Origin of the sequence: Spiroplasma endosymbiont of Clivina fossor (assembly GCF_964031115.1) — a bacterium.
Taxonomy (GTDB): Bacteria; Bacillota_I; Bacilli_A; order Mycoplasmatales; family Nriv7; genus Nriv7.
This window is the reverse complement of sequence record NZ_OZ035006.1, coordinates 1,136,775-1,152,082: the sequence shown is the minus strand read 5'-3', so window position 1 is coordinate 1,152,082 and position 15,308 is coordinate 1,136,775. Positions and strand designations below refer to the sequence as shown.

The following is a 15,308-nucleotide window of genomic DNA, read 5'->3' as shown; positions in this document are numbered from 1 at the left end:
TATATATATATTACACGAAAATCCTTAATATCATTAGAAAAATGGCAAAACCAATTAGAAATTGAAAGGTATAATAAAAAGCTGGTACTGTTTTAAAAACTGGAAAAATAGCAGTTGAAAAATTAACTGTTGCTTTTGCAATGATTGCTAACGGCCGTAAAATGGTAATTATTTGTGAAGCTGTTAGTATTCAGTTTAGCATTTTAATACCAGCATTTTGAATAGCACAACCAATATCGTTAAAGGTTGGTATTCACCGCCCGGAATATTTGCAATTTGGTGGTGGAATTAGGTCATCCCATTCTGAGTTGGTTGAACCGTCAGGAATAAAGGCCGTGGAATTTAAGACATTAAAGTCATAAATTTTAAAATTGTAATTATAGGTGTTATCCTTGTGATAAAGCGGGAAAGTCAGCGTAAAAATATTAATACCGTAGCGAATATCAATATCGGTATTGAGATAATTAATGCTGTTAGCAGTATTGTTGATTGGCAAGGTAATAAGTTTATTGTCGTAGGATTTAAGCACATTAAAGTCAATTTGGTAGATACTATTTTTATTTTTAATGGCATTATAATTCTCTTGGTGCGTTTTTTTATCAAAAGTAAAGAAATAACTTCTTAGTAGTAATTCTGAATTTCCAGTAATGTTAATAAAATATTTTTTGGGATAAAAAGTAATTAACGAGCGATAAAAGAAACCGATTTGAATAAAGTAATTTTTGTTGTAATCATCTACTCCTTTAAAATCAATTTCGGTATAAGTTTTTTCGTCCATATCAAAAGTAGCATAAAATAAACTGGCAAAGAAATTACCAAGGATTTCATAAATTTCGTCAAAGATATTTTTGTAATCATTATTGTTAATACCAAGAATGTTGTTTTTAAAATAAAGGTAAATATCGTTCCTTAATTCAGGGTCATAGCGTAGAAAACTAAATTTAACATTAAGATAATTCAATGTTCCAAAAAGGTACTTAATTAGGTAATAATCGTTAGCATTTTCAGTGTCATATTTTCAGATTTCAGTTTCACCGTGTAATAATTGTAAATAATTATTTCCAGCAATTAGAGTTTTGTTAAATGCCTTAATTTTAAGGACATTATCGTTGGTATCCTCTTGTTTCGGAATGACCATTTTAATCGTATTTGTTCCTTGCAATTGTGTACTCGTTTCAATTGCAGCGAATTTAACGGTAAATGTTCTGTCAGCAACATTATCTGTTGTTAAATCAAAAGTAGCACTATCATCTAAGTAATTGTTGTCGTTATCTTTAATTTCTGTATTATAGTCGATGCCTTCAATTGCATTATTTACGCCAGTAAGATTGTTAATTGTTTCATTAAGTCTTTTTTTAATTTTTTTGATAACTTCAATTTTGGTTGCATTTGTAGGGTCGATTATTTCTGAGTTTGGTAAAATAGTTGAAGTCTTGTGATAAAAATAGCTCTCGTCTTTAAAACCATGATTTTTAATGGTGAATTCTTTATAGTAACCTTTTTCTAAAGTGTCAATGAAATTAAATACTGGTGTTCAATAAAGATAAGAATAATTAAATTTGTCAAAATCACCGCGATGAATCATTAAATAATCAAGGTTATCAATAACATCATTGTATTTGTGGTTACCATCAAATTTAGTAGTTGTTATTGGTAAATCAATGTCGGTACTGTCTTTTTCAATTTCTATATTAAAATCATTTGTATTATTTAATCTATAATTGTTGGTACTACCATGCTCAAAAGTTAGTAATTCTGTTCCTTGTGTTTTAATTCTTATTGTTTTATTGGGTATACTAATCATTCAGGTATAAAAATTTAAACCCGGAGTATCTATTTTTGTTCCATAAGTATTTGTTATTTTTTGAAAGTCTTTTTGTTTAATTCTGTTATTTACAAGCTCTGCATTAAACTCTAAACTAAAAATTTTTACATTTTTTAAATTTGGTAATTGTTTATCTATATTTGCATTTATATTATCTTCTGTTCTTATCTCAACTTTTAAAAGGTCATGGTCTTGCCTTTCTGTTAAAAATCTTATTTTTTCTAAGTTTCTAATTTCAAAATCATAAACTTTATTATTTTGTCTTTTGTTTCTAATTAGTGAATTTACTGTTGTTTTATCATTGTTAATATTTTGGGGAATAGTAAAAATGTTATTGAAACTAATAGTTAGCACGGTAAATATTTTCATAAACATTTTTATCACTCCTTTTTAAAATATTTTATTTTTCATTGTTCTTTTTTCTTTAATTTTTTGAATAATAAAGCGGATTAATTTTTCAAATTTAATTGCAAAATATATTGCTCCGCCTCATCAAAAAACAAATATTCCTGCTAGCATAATACCACTATTGAACTTGCCAAAGAATTTAACCATCTCTTCATTCATAAAATTATTAAATTCGTCACTTGTTCCGGTTATTCATTTAGTATCGATTACTGTTAATGCACAAATTAATAAGCTTATAAAGATGAAAATGATACTTAATGATACTTTTAACCACTGCTTTTTAAAAGAATTTTTAATCCTTAATCTTAATGGCGTTTTTTCTTTTGAATTATCTTTTTTAAATAATTTGCCTAAAATTTTTTTCATTTTAGTTTTCCTTTCGTGTTTAAAAATTTTTAATTTTTCATTTTCAATAACTAGTTCTGATTTCTCATCTATATGAACACTATTTCGCTTTTCTAGTTCTAAAATTTATTTATTTTTTTCCATTATTTATGTATTTAAGAGTATTAACACTATTTTCTAATATGACATTAACAATTTTTAATTTGTCATTTTCTATTTCTAATTCTTGTTTTTTAGTTCATTTTTCCATTTTTTTATCTACCTTTAATCACAATAAATAAGGCAATCAGTACACAAGTAACGCCAAGAATGGTGAAGATTGGATGTTGTGAAAATGTCCGAGCCATTGGTTTAAATAGTTCTAAAATTGTTAAATTGCTAGTAATAAACTTTTGGAAATTCGCAAGGCCTTCGCTAATATAGTTTGTTAAAGTTTCAAAATGACTACCAGCTAATAGTCCAAGAACAGTTATTAAGATAAAAATAATAATTAGTTTAAACATCGTTAGTTACCTTGTTTTGTTTTTTTATTTCTTTGTTTTCAATTAATTTTATTTGGATTTATTGGTTTTATTTGTTTTTTAGTTTTTCCTCACGCACTTAACCGTCCTTTATTTTTAACCGCATATTGGCGTTGTTTTTCTAAATTAACTTGTTGACTACCAAATCCAAGAATAATTGCCATAAGAAATTCTACAGCCAGCGTTAAGAACAAAGGAAATATTAATTGAATATTTGTTCCTGGCACTTCTAAACTTCAAATTAAGTCAAAAACTTTATAAAGCATTTGAGCGAGAAAGTCGGCCATTTTTGCGAGATTTTCCATTTTTTATTATTCCTTTTCTTTCATTTTTCTTAAAAATTTGCTAAATTTATCCATTTTTAAATATTCTAAATCTTCTAAATCAATTGCTGTGTCAGTATAGTATTTGTCTTCATAGTCAGGATTTACTTTTGCATTTAAGTAATCTCTTAAAAAAGCTAGGTAAAAAGAATTGTAAGTGTTAAGTATTGGTAAAGGAATTTTTAGTTTAAAAAAATAAATATCAAGTTCAGGGATATCACGGTATTTAATGCGACGACCTTTTTTGCTATTTTTAGCATCAATTAAGGTGTTTCGTCAGCGTTCATATTCTTCAATGCTCGTAAAGGTACCATAGATGACTTTTAAGTAGGGCCGAAAAATATTAACGGTTTTTTTGCGAATTCCCACAATCACATTATTGGCAATATCACGAACTTTAACTCAAATATGTTTATCTCTTTGACCGCTAGCCAGAACAATATGACCAAAATGCCGTGCCAGAGCGAAATATTCTTGGATACCGGTTTCCTCGTTTTTGGTATTATTTTTTTCTCAATCAGTACCTTCTAAAAATAAGTTGGTTTCATCTCATAAAAGTAAGGTTTTGTCTGGCAATACCGGATAATCAAAATCTAATAATCCCATATGACCTAAACTTAATTTTTGGGTTTCTAGTAATGGAAATGTTGATGCGATGTGATATTTCTTCTTTTTTAGTAATTTTGATGCATATACTAGAAAAGCAGTTTTTCCAGTTCCTAATGAACCAATCACAATATTTAATGGTGAATTTTTTAAGAAATTAATAACTTTGTTAATTTGTGTTAAATTACCGATTTTAAAAAGAAAAATTAAAATACAACCTGCTAAAAATAAATAGCTTACAATATTTTTAAAATAACCGTTGTAAATATATCAAATTGCTCCGCAATGTCATAAAATTAAAAATGAGGTGCGATTCAATTCAATAAAATGGTTATTTTTTTCTATTATTCATTTGCAAAATTTCATCTTGCACCTCACTTTATTTTTTTGTTAGCGTACTGCTCCAAGTAATTTTTCAAACATTTTAAAGCAAATAAAGAATATTGCCAAAATAAATGGAAAAATGAAGATTCAGTAGTCAGCAAAGAAGTTACCGACTTGTGGCATATTAACAGCAATAATTTCTCACATTTTAGTAAACGCTGTTATAATCGCATTTCATAATTTAGTCATCGCGTCACTAGCTGTTATCTTTGTTACTGCTGGTACTTCTGTTAAGAAAGTTCCAATCATATAATCACCCCCTTTCTTTTTAAAACATTCATCATTTATATTCAAAGTTTTTCTTAAATTTGTTAAAACCACGGTTAACCTTAACACGATTGTATTTTTTCCTAATTAATTTTGAATTTCTTTGGGAATGCATCAGAATGTAACTTCTTGACATTAATTTTTTCCCTATCTAAATACTGATATGGTTTTTCAAAGGAGCATTAGAATAAATCACACCATAATCGCTGTTAAGAATCAAAAAGCAATGTTTGCTATTAAAAGTCAAAGTGGCGCTTCGTTTAATTTAATTTCTTTACCACCAGTAATGTGAGCCGGAATAGTTGTAATTTGAATAAATAAATCTCAGAAAGTTTGTTTAATTTGTTCTCAATTAAATTCTTTTAAGTTTATTGTCATTTTTTATCTCCCAAAAATCATTTTTATTGGTAAATACATAATTGAAATTAATGCGAAAAGAAAAGTAATGATAATAATTAATCCGGCAATAAACGCAACTTGTGCAGGCATTTTTTCTATCGGAATAAACAGTTTTAAGAATTCCATAATAATTTCTCAAAACATTATTTTTTATCCGCGTTATTTTCTTTTGAATTAGGAGATTTAACTCATTCCTCAAAACGAGCAATAAATACTTTTTCGTCTTTCGTGAAATTACCAGTATTATTTTTAATGGCATTTTTATATTTAATTCTAATTTTTATTTTGGCATAAATTTTATAAGCAAAATATGCTAATAGCATGATGCTGATAATAATAAATATTAATCCAATCGCAATATTCATTTTTAAACTCCTTTAAAATAGTTATAATTTATATCTTTTTTGTTGTTTTCTTTTTCGGCAATGAAGAAACTTAATAATTCTTGCCCCTTAATTAATTTGGTTTCATTTTCTTTTTGATTAATTGAAATTATTTGATATTTACTATCTTTTATTATTCCGATGCAAATCGAATTTTCATATTTTCCTTTATAAACAAATCGCTTTGGAAACCAAATGCCGATTTGTTCATTAAATCATGGAATTTTTGGTGCTTTAATAAACATTGCGTTTTGTGTTTCTTTTAAAAGATATTTCTTAGTATTTAAGAAAATGTTTTCAATGTTTTTCATAATAAATTACCTTTCTTATAGATAAACTAAGTTATATTAACTAAGTTTTAGTTAACTTAGTTTTTTAAACACTTATATATCGCAGATTTAAGTGTTTAACAAGCTTTGTTAGTAAATTTTGTTTTTTAATTAGATAAAGATTTTAATAATTTTAAACTTAGCATACCCCTATATAGAAATTTCTACACTTTAATATCCGCATCTTACCCTTGGAACTAATTTAATAGCGTGTATATTTTTAGGAAATCCACCCATTCATTTTTTTATTGCAAAACGAAACAAATTGCTATAGCTAATAGGATGTTATCTATTAACTGGTAAACTTCTTTCGGTTATGGCGACCACCCATAATTTATCGTGCTTTAATACATACCAACATTATTAATTCACTTGTATTTAATTTTCAAAGAACAAATTTTTAACACCTTATAAAATAAAAAGACAATCATTGCTGACCGCCTTAATACTTATTCAAATATTTTACTACCTAACAAAACTTTATGCGTCCTTATTAATTGGTCGCGTTTAGTTTTTTTAGGTATTTTTTAAAAAAGAAAAAATAATCATTTACTATAAATTATTTCAATATTCAAATTAAGTATATATTTCTTATGTATGATTTTTGTTGTAAAAAATATTTTAATGTTGTTTTTATAAGCATTTTACTTAGTTTTTATAACCTTTTGGACAGGCCCAATTAGCTGATTGTTTTACTTCTTCAAAGCAATACCTAAGAAAACTAAACGCGACCATGTTGGTATGTATTAAAGCACGATAAATTGTGGGTGGTCGCCATAACCAAAAGAAGTTTACCAGTTGATAGATAACATCCTATTAGCTATAGCAATTTGTTTCATTTTGCAATAAAAAAATGAATGGGTGGATTTCCTAAAAATATACACGCTATTAAATTAGTTCCAAGGGTAAGATGCGGATGTTAAAGTGTAGAAATTTCTATATAGGGGTATACTAAGTTTAAAATTATTAAAATCTTTATCTAATTAAAAAAACAAAATTTACTAACAAAGCTTGTTAAACACTTAAATCTGCGATATATAAGTGTTTAAAAAACTGAGTCAACTAACTTAGTTAATGTAACTTAGTTTATAACAAATAAGAAAGGTAATTTATTATGAAAAACATTGAAAACATTTTCTTAAATACTAAAAAATATCTCTTAAAAGAAACACAAAACGCAATGTTTATTAAAGCACCTAAAATTCCATGATTTTATGAACAAATCGGCATTTGGTTTCCAAAGCGATTTGTTCATAAAGGAAAATATGAAAATTCGATTTGTATTGGAATAATAAAAGATAGTAAATATCAAGTAATTTCAATTAATCAACAAGAGCAAGAAACCAAGTTAATTAAAGGACAAGAATTATTAGGCTTCTTCATTGCCGAAAAAGAAAACAACAAAAAAGATATAAATTATAACTATTTTAAAGGAGCTTAAAAATGAATATTGCAATTGGACTAATATTTATTATTATCAGCATCATGCTATTGGCATATTTTGCTTATAAAATTTATGCCAAAATAAAAATTAGTTTTAATTTTGTCGAAAACTCTTGATAAAATAAAAAAAATCATCAACTTGATAATTTTAAAAGGCTTTTATGTAAAATTACTATTTTTACTTTAACTTTTTTATACATTAAAATATAATACCGCTGTTTGTTGGTTTGGAGTTAAACCCTTATGTTGGTATTTTCATTTTCAGAGATTTAAATAATTTTGAATATTAGTAAAACCTAAACCATGATAATGAATTAAAGCTTCTTTAAGACTAGATTGTAATTTATTGATTTTATTTAAGTTACGATAACTAGCTTCAGGATTAGTTGTTGTTTTAGTTACACATAAAGTAGAATTTGTTTGTTTTGCTACTAAAAAATATAATTTTTGCATATCAGAAGTAATAATTGAATTTTCATTAATTAATTCTTTGTTCATATTTTCAATAACTCATTGTTTTTGTAAACGTTTGGTGTTTGTGGATTTAACATAAATATTGTTATTATTATCAATTGCCATTTGAATACAGCATTTAGTATTAGTTGCGAATGGGTCAAGGTGAATTCTTCGTGGATCAGTTTTATATTTGAAATTTCCTTTATGGATTTCTTTAATAAATGTTTCATCGATTTGGATTTTACCAGATAATTTTTTAAATTTTAATTGGGTATTTTCTAATTGTTTTGATTTCATTAATTTTTGACGATTATATCAAGCAGTTTTTAATGTAGTTTTAATAAAACGAGAAATTGTTTTACTAGATTGCCCCAGCAATGAAATTTGAATCAATAAATTTCATTGTTCATAATTTAAATGACTTCAATAAATAAAATGATTACGAAAAGCGTCAAAACTTGCACGGCAATTTTTACATAAATATTTTTGTTTTCCTTCTGAATTATGTCCATTTTTAACGCAATGGTAAGATTCACATTTAGGACATTTAATACCTTGCGCTCTAAATTTTTGATCAATTTCATTTAAACGTTTTTGTTTTTTTATTAATTCTGCTTGTTGTTTAACTTTTTCATAAAATTCTAAAAATTGATCATCTGTTAAAGTATTTACTAGTTCTTGAATTATTTTTTCCATAATTATTATCCACCTCTATCATATTAAAAATATACCTAAAATTAAGTATATTAGACTTCTTGCAAAATTAATATGATAATTATAATTTTTAAATTTAAAATAAATATAAAAGTGTTATTAAAATAATTTTTAGATTATTTTTACAAATATTTTGTCATTAAAACATAATAAAAATTATTATTTACAATAAAAAAAGACTGAAATTTTAAATTATCAAATATATTTAAACTAATAGTTGTAAATTATAAATTGAAGCTATTAAATTAAATCTTAAAGCAAATCTTTTTCTACGATTTCGATATTTTTCACTAATAATTTTAAATTTTTTAAGTATAGCAAAAACATTTTCAATAACAATTCTCATTTTTGAAATTCGCTCATTATTTTGCTTTTCTTCTTTATTTAAAGGGTTTTTCTTTGATTTTCTTTTAGGAATTAAAACATTATGATTAATTTTTTGTATGCCTTGATAACCTAAATCCACTAAAACAGTTGTTTCTGGTAAAAATTTAATTTTTGAATCTTTTAAAATTTTAAAGTCATGGTTTTTACCATAAGAAAAATCAGAACTAATAATTTTTTTACTATCTTTTTCAATTATAACTTGTGTTTTTATTGTGTGTTTTTTCTTTTTTCCTGAGTAGTGCTGTTTTTGTCTTTTTTTGGGCGTTGGATTTGGCTTTCAGTTACATCAATTATAACAGTCTTATCTTTGAAATAATCTTTTAATAGTGATTTTTGACCAGTAAGTTGTTGAAAATTAGGGTGTTTTATTAAAGTGTCTTCAATTCATTTGATATTTCTATAACAACTACTTTCACTAATATCATAACTTTTTGCAATATGAAAATAAGTTCTATATTCTCTTCAATATTCTAAAGTCATTAAAATACGATTTTCTAATGATAATTTATTGGTTCTTCCGCGACGAAATCTCTTTTTTAATTCTTCTATTTTTAAAATTTCTAGCATTTTATTAAAAGTAGTATGTTTAATACCAGTTAATCTTAAAAAATTTTTATCACTTATTTGATTATTTTTTTTAAATTTCATTTAAATTCCACCTTTTTATTAAAAACAACAATTCAATTATATTTTAAATTAATTTTGCAAGAAGTCTAATAAAAACACAAGTTATAATTGAAAAAGATAGTAAAAAAATTATTAGTTCTGATTTTTCTTATGGTAAAAACCATGACTTTAAAATTTTAAAAGATTCAAAAATTAAATTTTTACCAGAAACAACTGTTTTAGTAGATTTAGGTTATCAAGGCATACAAAAAATTAATCATAATGTTTTAATTCCTAAAAGAAAATCAAAGAAAAACCCTTTAAATAAAGAAGAAAAGCAAAATAATGAGCGAATTTCAAAAATGAGAATTGTTATTGAAAATGTTTTTGCTATACTTAAAAAATTTAAAATTATTAGTGAAAAATATCGAAATCGTAGAAAAAGATTTGCTTTAAGATTTAATTTAATAGCTTCAATTTATAATTTACAACTATTAGTTTAAATATATTTGATAATTTAAAATTTCAGTCTTTTTTTATTGTAAATAATAATTTTTATTATGTTTTAATGACAAAATATTTGTAAAAATAATCTAAAAATTATTTTAATAACACTTTTATATTTATTTTAAATTTAAAAATTATAATTATCATATTAATTTTGTAAGAAGTCTAATGCATAATTGGTGCTGTGTTTTTGGGAACACAGCTTCTATTGCATCAGACATTCCAGTTAAATTATCGCTACAAGCAACAAGAATATCTTGTAAGCCACGATTTTTCATTTCCGTAAGATTATTAAGTCAAAATTTGGCGCCCTCATTCTCGCTAATTCACATTCCTAAAATATCTTTTAAACCATCTAAATTAATTCCTAAGGCAAGATAAACTGCTTTATTTATTATTCGTTTATCTTGCTTTACTTTAACAACAATACAATCAAAATAAACAATCGGATAAATCTTCTCTAAAGGTTTAGTTTGTCACATTTTAACTTCTTCAATAACATCATCAGTTATTTGACTAATTAAACTTTCTGAAATTTCTGCTCCGTGATAGAATTCTTGCAATTGTGCTTTGATATCAGAAATTGTCATTCCTCTTGCATATAAAGAAATTACTTTTTGATCAAAGTTATCAAATCTTCTTTGTCTTTTCGGAATAATTACTGGTTCAAAAGTACTATTTCGATCTCTTGGTACATCAATTGCGATTGAACCATTTTTAGTAATAATGGTTTTTTGTGTGTTGCCATTTCTTTTATTATGATTCTCATCAGTTTCAAGATAATCTTTAATTTCCGTATTTAACATTCGTTCAGTTAATTTTTTGGTAAATTCCTGAAAAATAGTATTGCCTTTAAATAAATCTTGTGGATTATCAATATTTTCTAAAAAATAATCAACAACTTTATCAATTGCGTCAGGTTCTTTTTTTATTTTTTTTTTTTTGTCATTTTCTGTTCTCCTTCTTTTAAGTATAATTCAGAATGAATTATCGAGACACAGAATTTTGGACAGGCCCTAAAAAATGTAAAAAAGTTTTTATTTTATCAAGAGTTTTCAAAATTAAAAAAACAAATTGCTATAGCTAATAGGGTGTTATCTATTAGACTTCTTGCAAAATTAATATGATAATTATAATTTTTAAATTTAAAATAAATATAAAAGTGTTATTAAAATAATTTTTAGATTATTTTTACAAATATTTTGTCATTAAAACATAATAAAAATTATTATTTACAATAAAAAAAGACTGAAATTTTAAATTATCAAATATATTTAAACTAATAGTTGTAAATTATAAATTGAAGCTATTAAATTAAATCTTAAAGCAAATCTTTTTCTACGATTTTGATATTTTTCACTAATAATTTTAAATTTTTTAAGTATAGCAAAAACATTTTCAATAACAATTCTCATTTTTGAAATTCGCTCATTATTTTGCTTTTCTTCTTTATTTAAAGGGTTTTTCTTTGATTTTCTTTTAGGAATTAAAACATTATGATTAATTTTTTGTATGCCTTGATAACCTAAATCCACTAAAACAGTTGTTTCTGGTAAAAATTTAATTTTTGAATCTTTTAAAATTTTAAAGTCATGGTTTTTACCATAAGAAAAATCAGAACTAATAATTTTTTTACTATCTTTTTCAATTATAACTTGTGTTTTTATTGTGTGTTTTTTCTTTTTTCTTGAGTAGTGCTGTTTTTGTCTTTTTTTGGGCGTTGGATTTGGCTTTCAGTTACATCAATTATAACAATCTTATCTTTGAAATAATCTTTTAATAGTGATTTTTGACCAGTAAGTTGTTGAAAATTAGGGTGTTTTATTAAAGTGTCTTCAATTCATTTGATATTTCTATAACAACTACTTTCACTAATATCATAACTTTTTGCAATATGAAAATAAGTTCTATATTCTCTTCAATATTCTAAAGTCATTAAAATACGATTTTCTAATGATAATTTATTGGTTCTTCCGCGACGAAATCTCTTTTTTAATTCTTCTATTTTTAAAATTTCTAGCATTTTATTAAAAGTAGTATGTTTAATACCAGTTAATCTTAAAAAATTTTTATCACTTATTTGATTATTTTTTTTAAATTTCATTTAAATTCCACCTTTTTATTAAAAACAACAATTCAATTATATTTTAAATTAATTTTGCAAGAAGTCTATTAACTGGTAAACTTCTTTTGGCTATGGCGACCACCCACAATTTATCGTGCTTTAATACATACCAACATTAGACTTGGTACATAACTATAACTAGCTTAATTCAAAATTATATATTCCTGAAATTAAGTTAAATCGTAATCCAAATCTTCTAATCTTATTGCGATAACGATAAACTAGTATTTTAAATCTTTTTAATCTAGCAAAAACATGTTCAATGACAATTCTAACTTTACTTAAAAAGCTATTAGACTTCTTGCAAAATTAATATGATAATTATAATTTTTAAATTTAAAATAAATATAAAAGTGTTATTAAAATAATTTTTAGATTATTTTTACAAATATTTTGTCATTAAAACATAATAAAAATTATTATTTACAATAAAAAAAGACTGAAATTTTAAATTATCAAATATATTTAAACTAATAGTTGTAAATTATAAATTGAAGCTATTAAATTAAATCTTAAAGCAAATCTTTTTCTACGATTTCGATATTTTTCACTAATAATTTTAAATTTTTTAAGTATAGCAAAAACATTTTCAATAACAATTCTCATTTTTGAAATTCGCTCATTATTTTGCTTTTCTTCTTTATTTAAAGGGTTTTTCTTTGATTTTCTTTTAGGAATTAAAACATTATGATTAATTTTTTGTATGCCTTGATAACCTAAATCCACTAAAACAGTTGTTTCTGGTAAAAATTTAATTTTTGAATCTTTTAAAATTTTAAAGTCATGGTTTTTACCATAAGAAAAATCAGAACTAATAATTTTTTTACTATCTTTTTCAATTATAACTTGTGTTTTTATTGTGTGTTTTTTCTTTTTTCCTGAGTAGTGCTGTTTTTGTCTTTTTTTGGGCGTTGGATTTGGCTTTCAGTTACATCAATTATAACAGTCTTATCTTTGAAATAATCTTTTAATAGTGATTTTTGACCAGTAAGTTGTTGAAAATTAGGGTGTTTTATTAAAGTGTCTTCAATTCATTTGATATTTCTATAACAACTACTTTCACTAATATCATAACTTTTTTTTAATTTTGTCGAAAACTCTTGATAAAATAAAAAAAATCATCAACTTGATAATTTTAAAAGGCTTTTATGTAAAATTACTATTTTTACTTTAACTTTTTTTATACATTAAAATATAATACCGCTGTTTGTTGATTTGGAGTTAAACCCTTATGTTGGTATTTTCATTTTCAGAGATTTAAATAATTTTGAATATTAGTAAAACCTAAACCATGATAATGAATTAAGGCTTCTTTAAGACTAGATTGTAATTTACTGATTTTATTTAAGTTACGATAACTAGCTTCAGGATTAATTGTTGTTTTAGTTACACATAAAGTAGAATTTGTTTGTTTTGCTACTAAAAAATATAATTTTTGCATATCGGAAGTAATAATTGAATTTTCGTTAATTAATTCTTTGTTCATATTTTCAATAACTCATTGTTTTTGTAAACGTTTGGTGTTTGTGGATTTAACATAAATATTGTTATTATTATCAATTGCCATTTGAATACAGCATTTAGTATTAGTTGCGAATGGGTCAAGGTGAATTCTTCGTGGATCAGTTTTATATTTGAAATTTCCTTTATGGATTTCTTTAATAAATGTTTCATCGATTTGGATTTTACCAGATAATTTTTTAAATTTTAATTGGGTATTTTCTAATTGTTTTGATTTCATTAATTTTTGACGATTATATCAAGCAGTTTTTAATGTAGTTTTAATAAAACGAGAAATTGTTTTACTAGATTGCCCCAGCAATGAAATTTGAATCAATAAATTTCATTGTTCATAATTTAAATGACTTCAATAAATAAAATGATTACGAAAAGCGTCAAAACTTGCACGGCAATTTTTACATAAATATTTTTGTTTTCCTTCTGAATTATGTCCATTTTTAACGCAATGGTAAGATTCACATTTAGGGCATTTAATACCTTGCGCTCTAAATTTTTGATCAATTTCATTTAAACGTTTTTGTTTTTTTATTAATTCTGCTTGTTGTTTGACTTTTTCATAAAATTCTAAAAATTGATCATCTGTTAAAGTATTTACTAGTTCTTGAATTATTTTTTCCATAATTATTATCCACCTCTATCATATTAAAATATACCTAAAATTAAGTATATTCAATAAATATCAAGAGTTTTCGACAAAATTAAAATAACTTTTTGCAATATGAAAATAAGTTCTATATTCTCTTCAATATTCTAAAGTCATTAAAATACGATTTTCTAATGATAATTTATTGGTTCTTCCGCGACGAAATCTCTTTTTTAATTCTTCTATTTTTAAAATTTCTAGCATTTTATTAAAAGTAGTATGTTTAATACCAGTTAATCTTAAAAAATTTTTATCACTTATTTGATTATTTTTTTTAAATTTCATTTAAATTCCACCTTTTTATTAAAAACAACAATTCAATTATATTTTAAATTAATTTTGCAAGAAGTCTATTATATTCCTTTTTATCTGGATTTAAAGGATTATTTTTACTCTTTTTAATTGGCAATAATGTATTTTTATGAACATTTTGCAAACCTTGATATCCTGAATCGGCAATTAATTCTAATTTTGGATTTATAAGTGTATTTGATTTTAAAAATAACTTATAATCATGAGTACTGCCATAACAAAAATCTACTGAAATAATTTTATTGTTAAATAAATCAATAATTATTTGCGATTTTAATGAATGTTGCCTTTTCTTACCAGAAAATAATAATTTTAGTTTTTTTTAATTCTTTCAATTGGAATTTCTGTAGCATCAATTGCTAATAAATTATTAGTAGTACCCTTATTTTCTAATAATATCTTTTTGCCAGGTATATGAAAGTGACTATTTTTTATTAGAGTATTTTCAACTCAAAAGATATTACGAATACAACTAACATGACTAATATTATATTTTTTTGCAATAATACGATATGTACTATATTCTTTTCAGTATTCTAAAGTCATAAGTAATCTTTGCTCTATTGATAATTTATTTGGTCTACCACCAATTTGTTTTTGTTTAGCTTCACCTTCTTTTAAAATTTCTACCATTTTCATGAAAGTTTTATATTTTATGCCTATTAAACTATAAAATTCGTTTTCGTCTTTGTATTTATCTAACATTTGTATTTCACCTAGGAAATAATATTATCAAAATAGTAGATAAAATTAAAGGTTATGTACCAAGTCGATTATTAATTCACTTGTATTTAATTTTCAAAG

The 15,308-nt window shown here is 24.1% G+C and carries 20 protein-coding genes and 3 pseudogenes; 2 read left to right on the top strand and 21 right to left on the bottom strand.

Annotated elements, in window-relative coordinates; all coding sequences use genetic code 4:
• Positions 1-10 precede the first annotated feature (10 nt).
• The 9 genes from AAHM82_RS06895 to AAHM82_RS06855 all read right to left on the bottom strand — a co-directional run bounded on the left by AAHM82_RS06895 (position 11) and on the right by AAHM82_RS06855 (position 5,772).
• The gene (locus tag AAHM82_RS06895) at positions 11-2,200 is read right to left on the bottom strand and encodes a hypothetical protein (protein WP_342263360.1); all 2,190 of its coding nucleotides are present in this window, start codon (positions 2,198-2,200) and stop codon (positions 11-13) included.
• Between the two features lie 15 nt (positions 2,201-2,215).
• A complete protein-coding gene (locus AAHM82_RS06890) occupies positions 2,216-2,599 on the bottom strand; it encodes a hypothetical protein (RefSeq protein WP_342223520.1) in 384 nt (127 codons plus the stop codon).
• A 233-nt stretch (positions 2,600-2,832) separates the two neighbouring features.
• A complete protein-coding gene (locus AAHM82_RS06885) occupies positions 2,833-3,081 on the bottom strand; it encodes a hypothetical protein (protein ID WP_215826579.1) in 249 nt (82 codons plus the stop codon).
• 2 nt (positions 3,082-3,083) lie between these two features.
• Positions 3,084-3,404 carry a hypothetical protein gene (locus AAHM82_RS06880; protein ID WP_342263359.1) on the bottom strand — a complete coding sequence of 107 codons (321 nt, stop codon included), beginning with the start codon at positions 3,402-3,404 and terminating at the stop codon, positions 3,084-3,086.
• 6 nt (positions 3,405-3,410) lie between these two features.
• The gene (locus tag AAHM82_RS06875; RefSeq protein ID WP_342263358.1) at positions 3,411-4,394 is read right to left on the bottom strand and encodes a hypothetical protein; all 984 of its coding nucleotides are present in this window, start codon (positions 4,392-4,394) and stop codon (positions 3,411-3,413) included.
• Between the two features lie 24 nt (positions 4,395-4,418).
• Complete coding sequence (locus tag AAHM82_RS06870; RefSeq protein WP_342263357.1) at positions 4,419-4,748, bottom strand: hypothetical protein; 330 nt, start codon at positions 4,746-4,748, stop codon at positions 4,419-4,421.
• A gap of 78 nt (positions 4,749-4,826) precedes the next feature.
• Positions 4,827-5,057 (bottom strand): hypothetical protein, encoded by a 231-nt coding sequence (locus AAHM82_RS06865; protein ID WP_342263356.1) that lies wholly within the window; start codon positions 5,055-5,057, stop codon positions 4,827-4,829.
• Positions 5,058-5,221: 164 nt separating this feature from the next.
• Positions 5,222-5,443 carry a hypothetical protein gene (locus AAHM82_RS06860; protein WP_342263355.1) on the bottom strand — a complete coding sequence of 74 codons (222 nt, stop codon included), beginning with the start codon at positions 5,441-5,443 and terminating at the stop codon, positions 5,222-5,224.
• A 2-nt stretch (positions 5,444-5,445) separates the two neighbouring features.
• Positions 5,446-5,772 (bottom strand): hypothetical protein, encoded by a 327-nt coding sequence (locus AAHM82_RS06855; protein WP_215826298.1) that lies wholly within the window; start codon positions 5,770-5,772, stop codon positions 5,446-5,448.
• 1,132 nt (positions 5,773-6,904) lie between these two features.
• On the opposite strand from AAHM82_RS06855, the gene AAHM82_RS06850 reads away from it, so the two are divergent.
• Positions 6,905-7,231 carry a hypothetical protein gene (locus tag AAHM82_RS06850; protein ID WP_342263430.1) on the top strand — a complete coding sequence of 109 codons (327 nt, stop codon included), beginning with the start codon at positions 6,905-6,907 and terminating at the stop codon, positions 7,229-7,231.
• A 194-nt stretch (positions 7,232-7,425) separates the two neighbouring features.
• On the opposite strand, the gene AAHM82_RS06845 is transcribed toward AAHM82_RS06850, so the two are convergent.
• The 3 genes from AAHM82_RS06845 to AAHM82_RS13920 form a co-directional block, all read right to left on the bottom strand.
• Positions 7,426-8,385 carry an IS1/IS1595 family N-terminal zinc-binding domain-containing protein gene (locus AAHM82_RS06845; protein ID WP_342263429.1) on the bottom strand — a complete coding sequence of 320 codons (960 nt, stop codon included), beginning with the start codon at positions 8,383-8,385 and terminating at the stop codon, positions 7,426-7,428.
• Positions 8,386-8,608: 223 nt separating this feature from the next.
• Positions 8,609-9,001, bottom strand: a complete 393-nt coding sequence (locus AAHM82_RS13925; RefSeq protein WP_342264845.1) for a transposase family protein — start codon at positions 8,999-9,001, stop codon at positions 8,609-8,611.
• Entirely contained in the window at positions 8,998-9,438 is a 441-nt protein-coding gene (locus tag AAHM82_RS13920; RefSeq protein ID WP_342263396.1) for a transposase family protein, read from the bottom strand. The genes AAHM82_RS13925 and AAHM82_RS13920 overlap by 4 nt, the downstream gene beginning before the upstream one ends.
• 47 nt (positions 9,439-9,485) lie before the next feature.
• Between AAHM82_RS13920 and AAHM82_RS06835 the strand changes: the two genes are divergently transcribed.
• Entirely contained in the window at positions 9,486-9,899 is a 414-nt protein-coding gene (locus tag AAHM82_RS06835; protein WP_342264851.1) for a transposase family protein, read from the top strand.
• Between the two features lie 171 nt (positions 9,900-10,070).
• On the opposite strand, the pseudogene AAHM82_RS06830 reads toward AAHM82_RS06835, so the two are convergent.
• The 9 genes and pseudogenes from AAHM82_RS06830 to AAHM82_RS06795 all read right to left on the bottom strand — a co-directional run.
• A pseudogene (locus tag AAHM82_RS06830) lies at positions 10,071-10,790 on the bottom strand (IS256 family transposase); the annotation flags it as partial.
• A 387-nt stretch (positions 10,791-11,177) separates the two neighbouring features.
• Positions 11,178-11,570, bottom strand: coding sequence for a transposase family protein (locus AAHM82_RS13915; RefSeq protein WP_425289014.1), 393 nt, complete (start codon positions 11,568-11,570; stop codon positions 11,178-11,180).
• Positions 11,567-12,007, bottom strand: coding sequence for a helix-turn-helix domain-containing protein (locus tag AAHM82_RS13910; RefSeq protein ID WP_425288967.1), 441 nt, complete (start codon positions 12,005-12,007; stop codon positions 11,567-11,569). Before AAHM82_RS13910 ends, AAHM82_RS13915 begins: the two co-directional genes overlap by 4 nt.
• Positions 12,008-12,166: 159 nt before the next feature.
• Positions 12,167-12,316: pseudogene (locus AAHM82_RS06820) on the bottom strand (IS5/IS1182 family transposase); the annotation flags it as partial.
• A gap of 177 nt (positions 12,317-12,493) precedes the next feature.
• Positions 12,494-12,928 (bottom strand): annotated as a pseudogene (locus AAHM82_RS06815) (transposase family protein); the annotation flags it as partial.
• 280 nt (positions 12,929-13,208) lie between these two features.
• Positions 13,209-14,168, bottom strand: coding sequence for an IS1/IS1595 family N-terminal zinc-binding domain-containing protein (locus tag AAHM82_RS06810; RefSeq protein ID WP_342263352.1), 960 nt, complete (start codon positions 14,166-14,168; stop codon positions 13,209-13,211).
• A gap of 15 nt (positions 14,169-14,183) precedes the next feature.
• Positions 14,184-14,477 (bottom strand): transposase family protein, encoded by a 294-nt coding sequence (locus AAHM82_RS06805; protein WP_342263427.1) that lies wholly within the window; start codon positions 14,475-14,477, stop codon positions 14,184-14,186.
• Between the two features lie 43 nt (positions 14,478-14,520).
• The gene (locus AAHM82_RS06800) at positions 14,521-14,811 is read right to left on the bottom strand and encodes a transposase family protein (RefSeq protein ID WP_342264849.1); all 291 of its coding nucleotides are present in this window, start codon (positions 14,809-14,811) and stop codon (positions 14,521-14,523) included.
• A 5-nt stretch (positions 14,812-14,816) separates the two neighbouring features.
• Complete coding sequence (locus AAHM82_RS06795; RefSeq protein ID WP_342263426.1) at positions 14,817-15,209, bottom strand: transposase family protein; 393 nt, start codon at positions 15,207-15,209, stop codon at positions 14,817-14,819.
• Positions 15,210-15,308 lie beyond the last annotated feature (99 nt).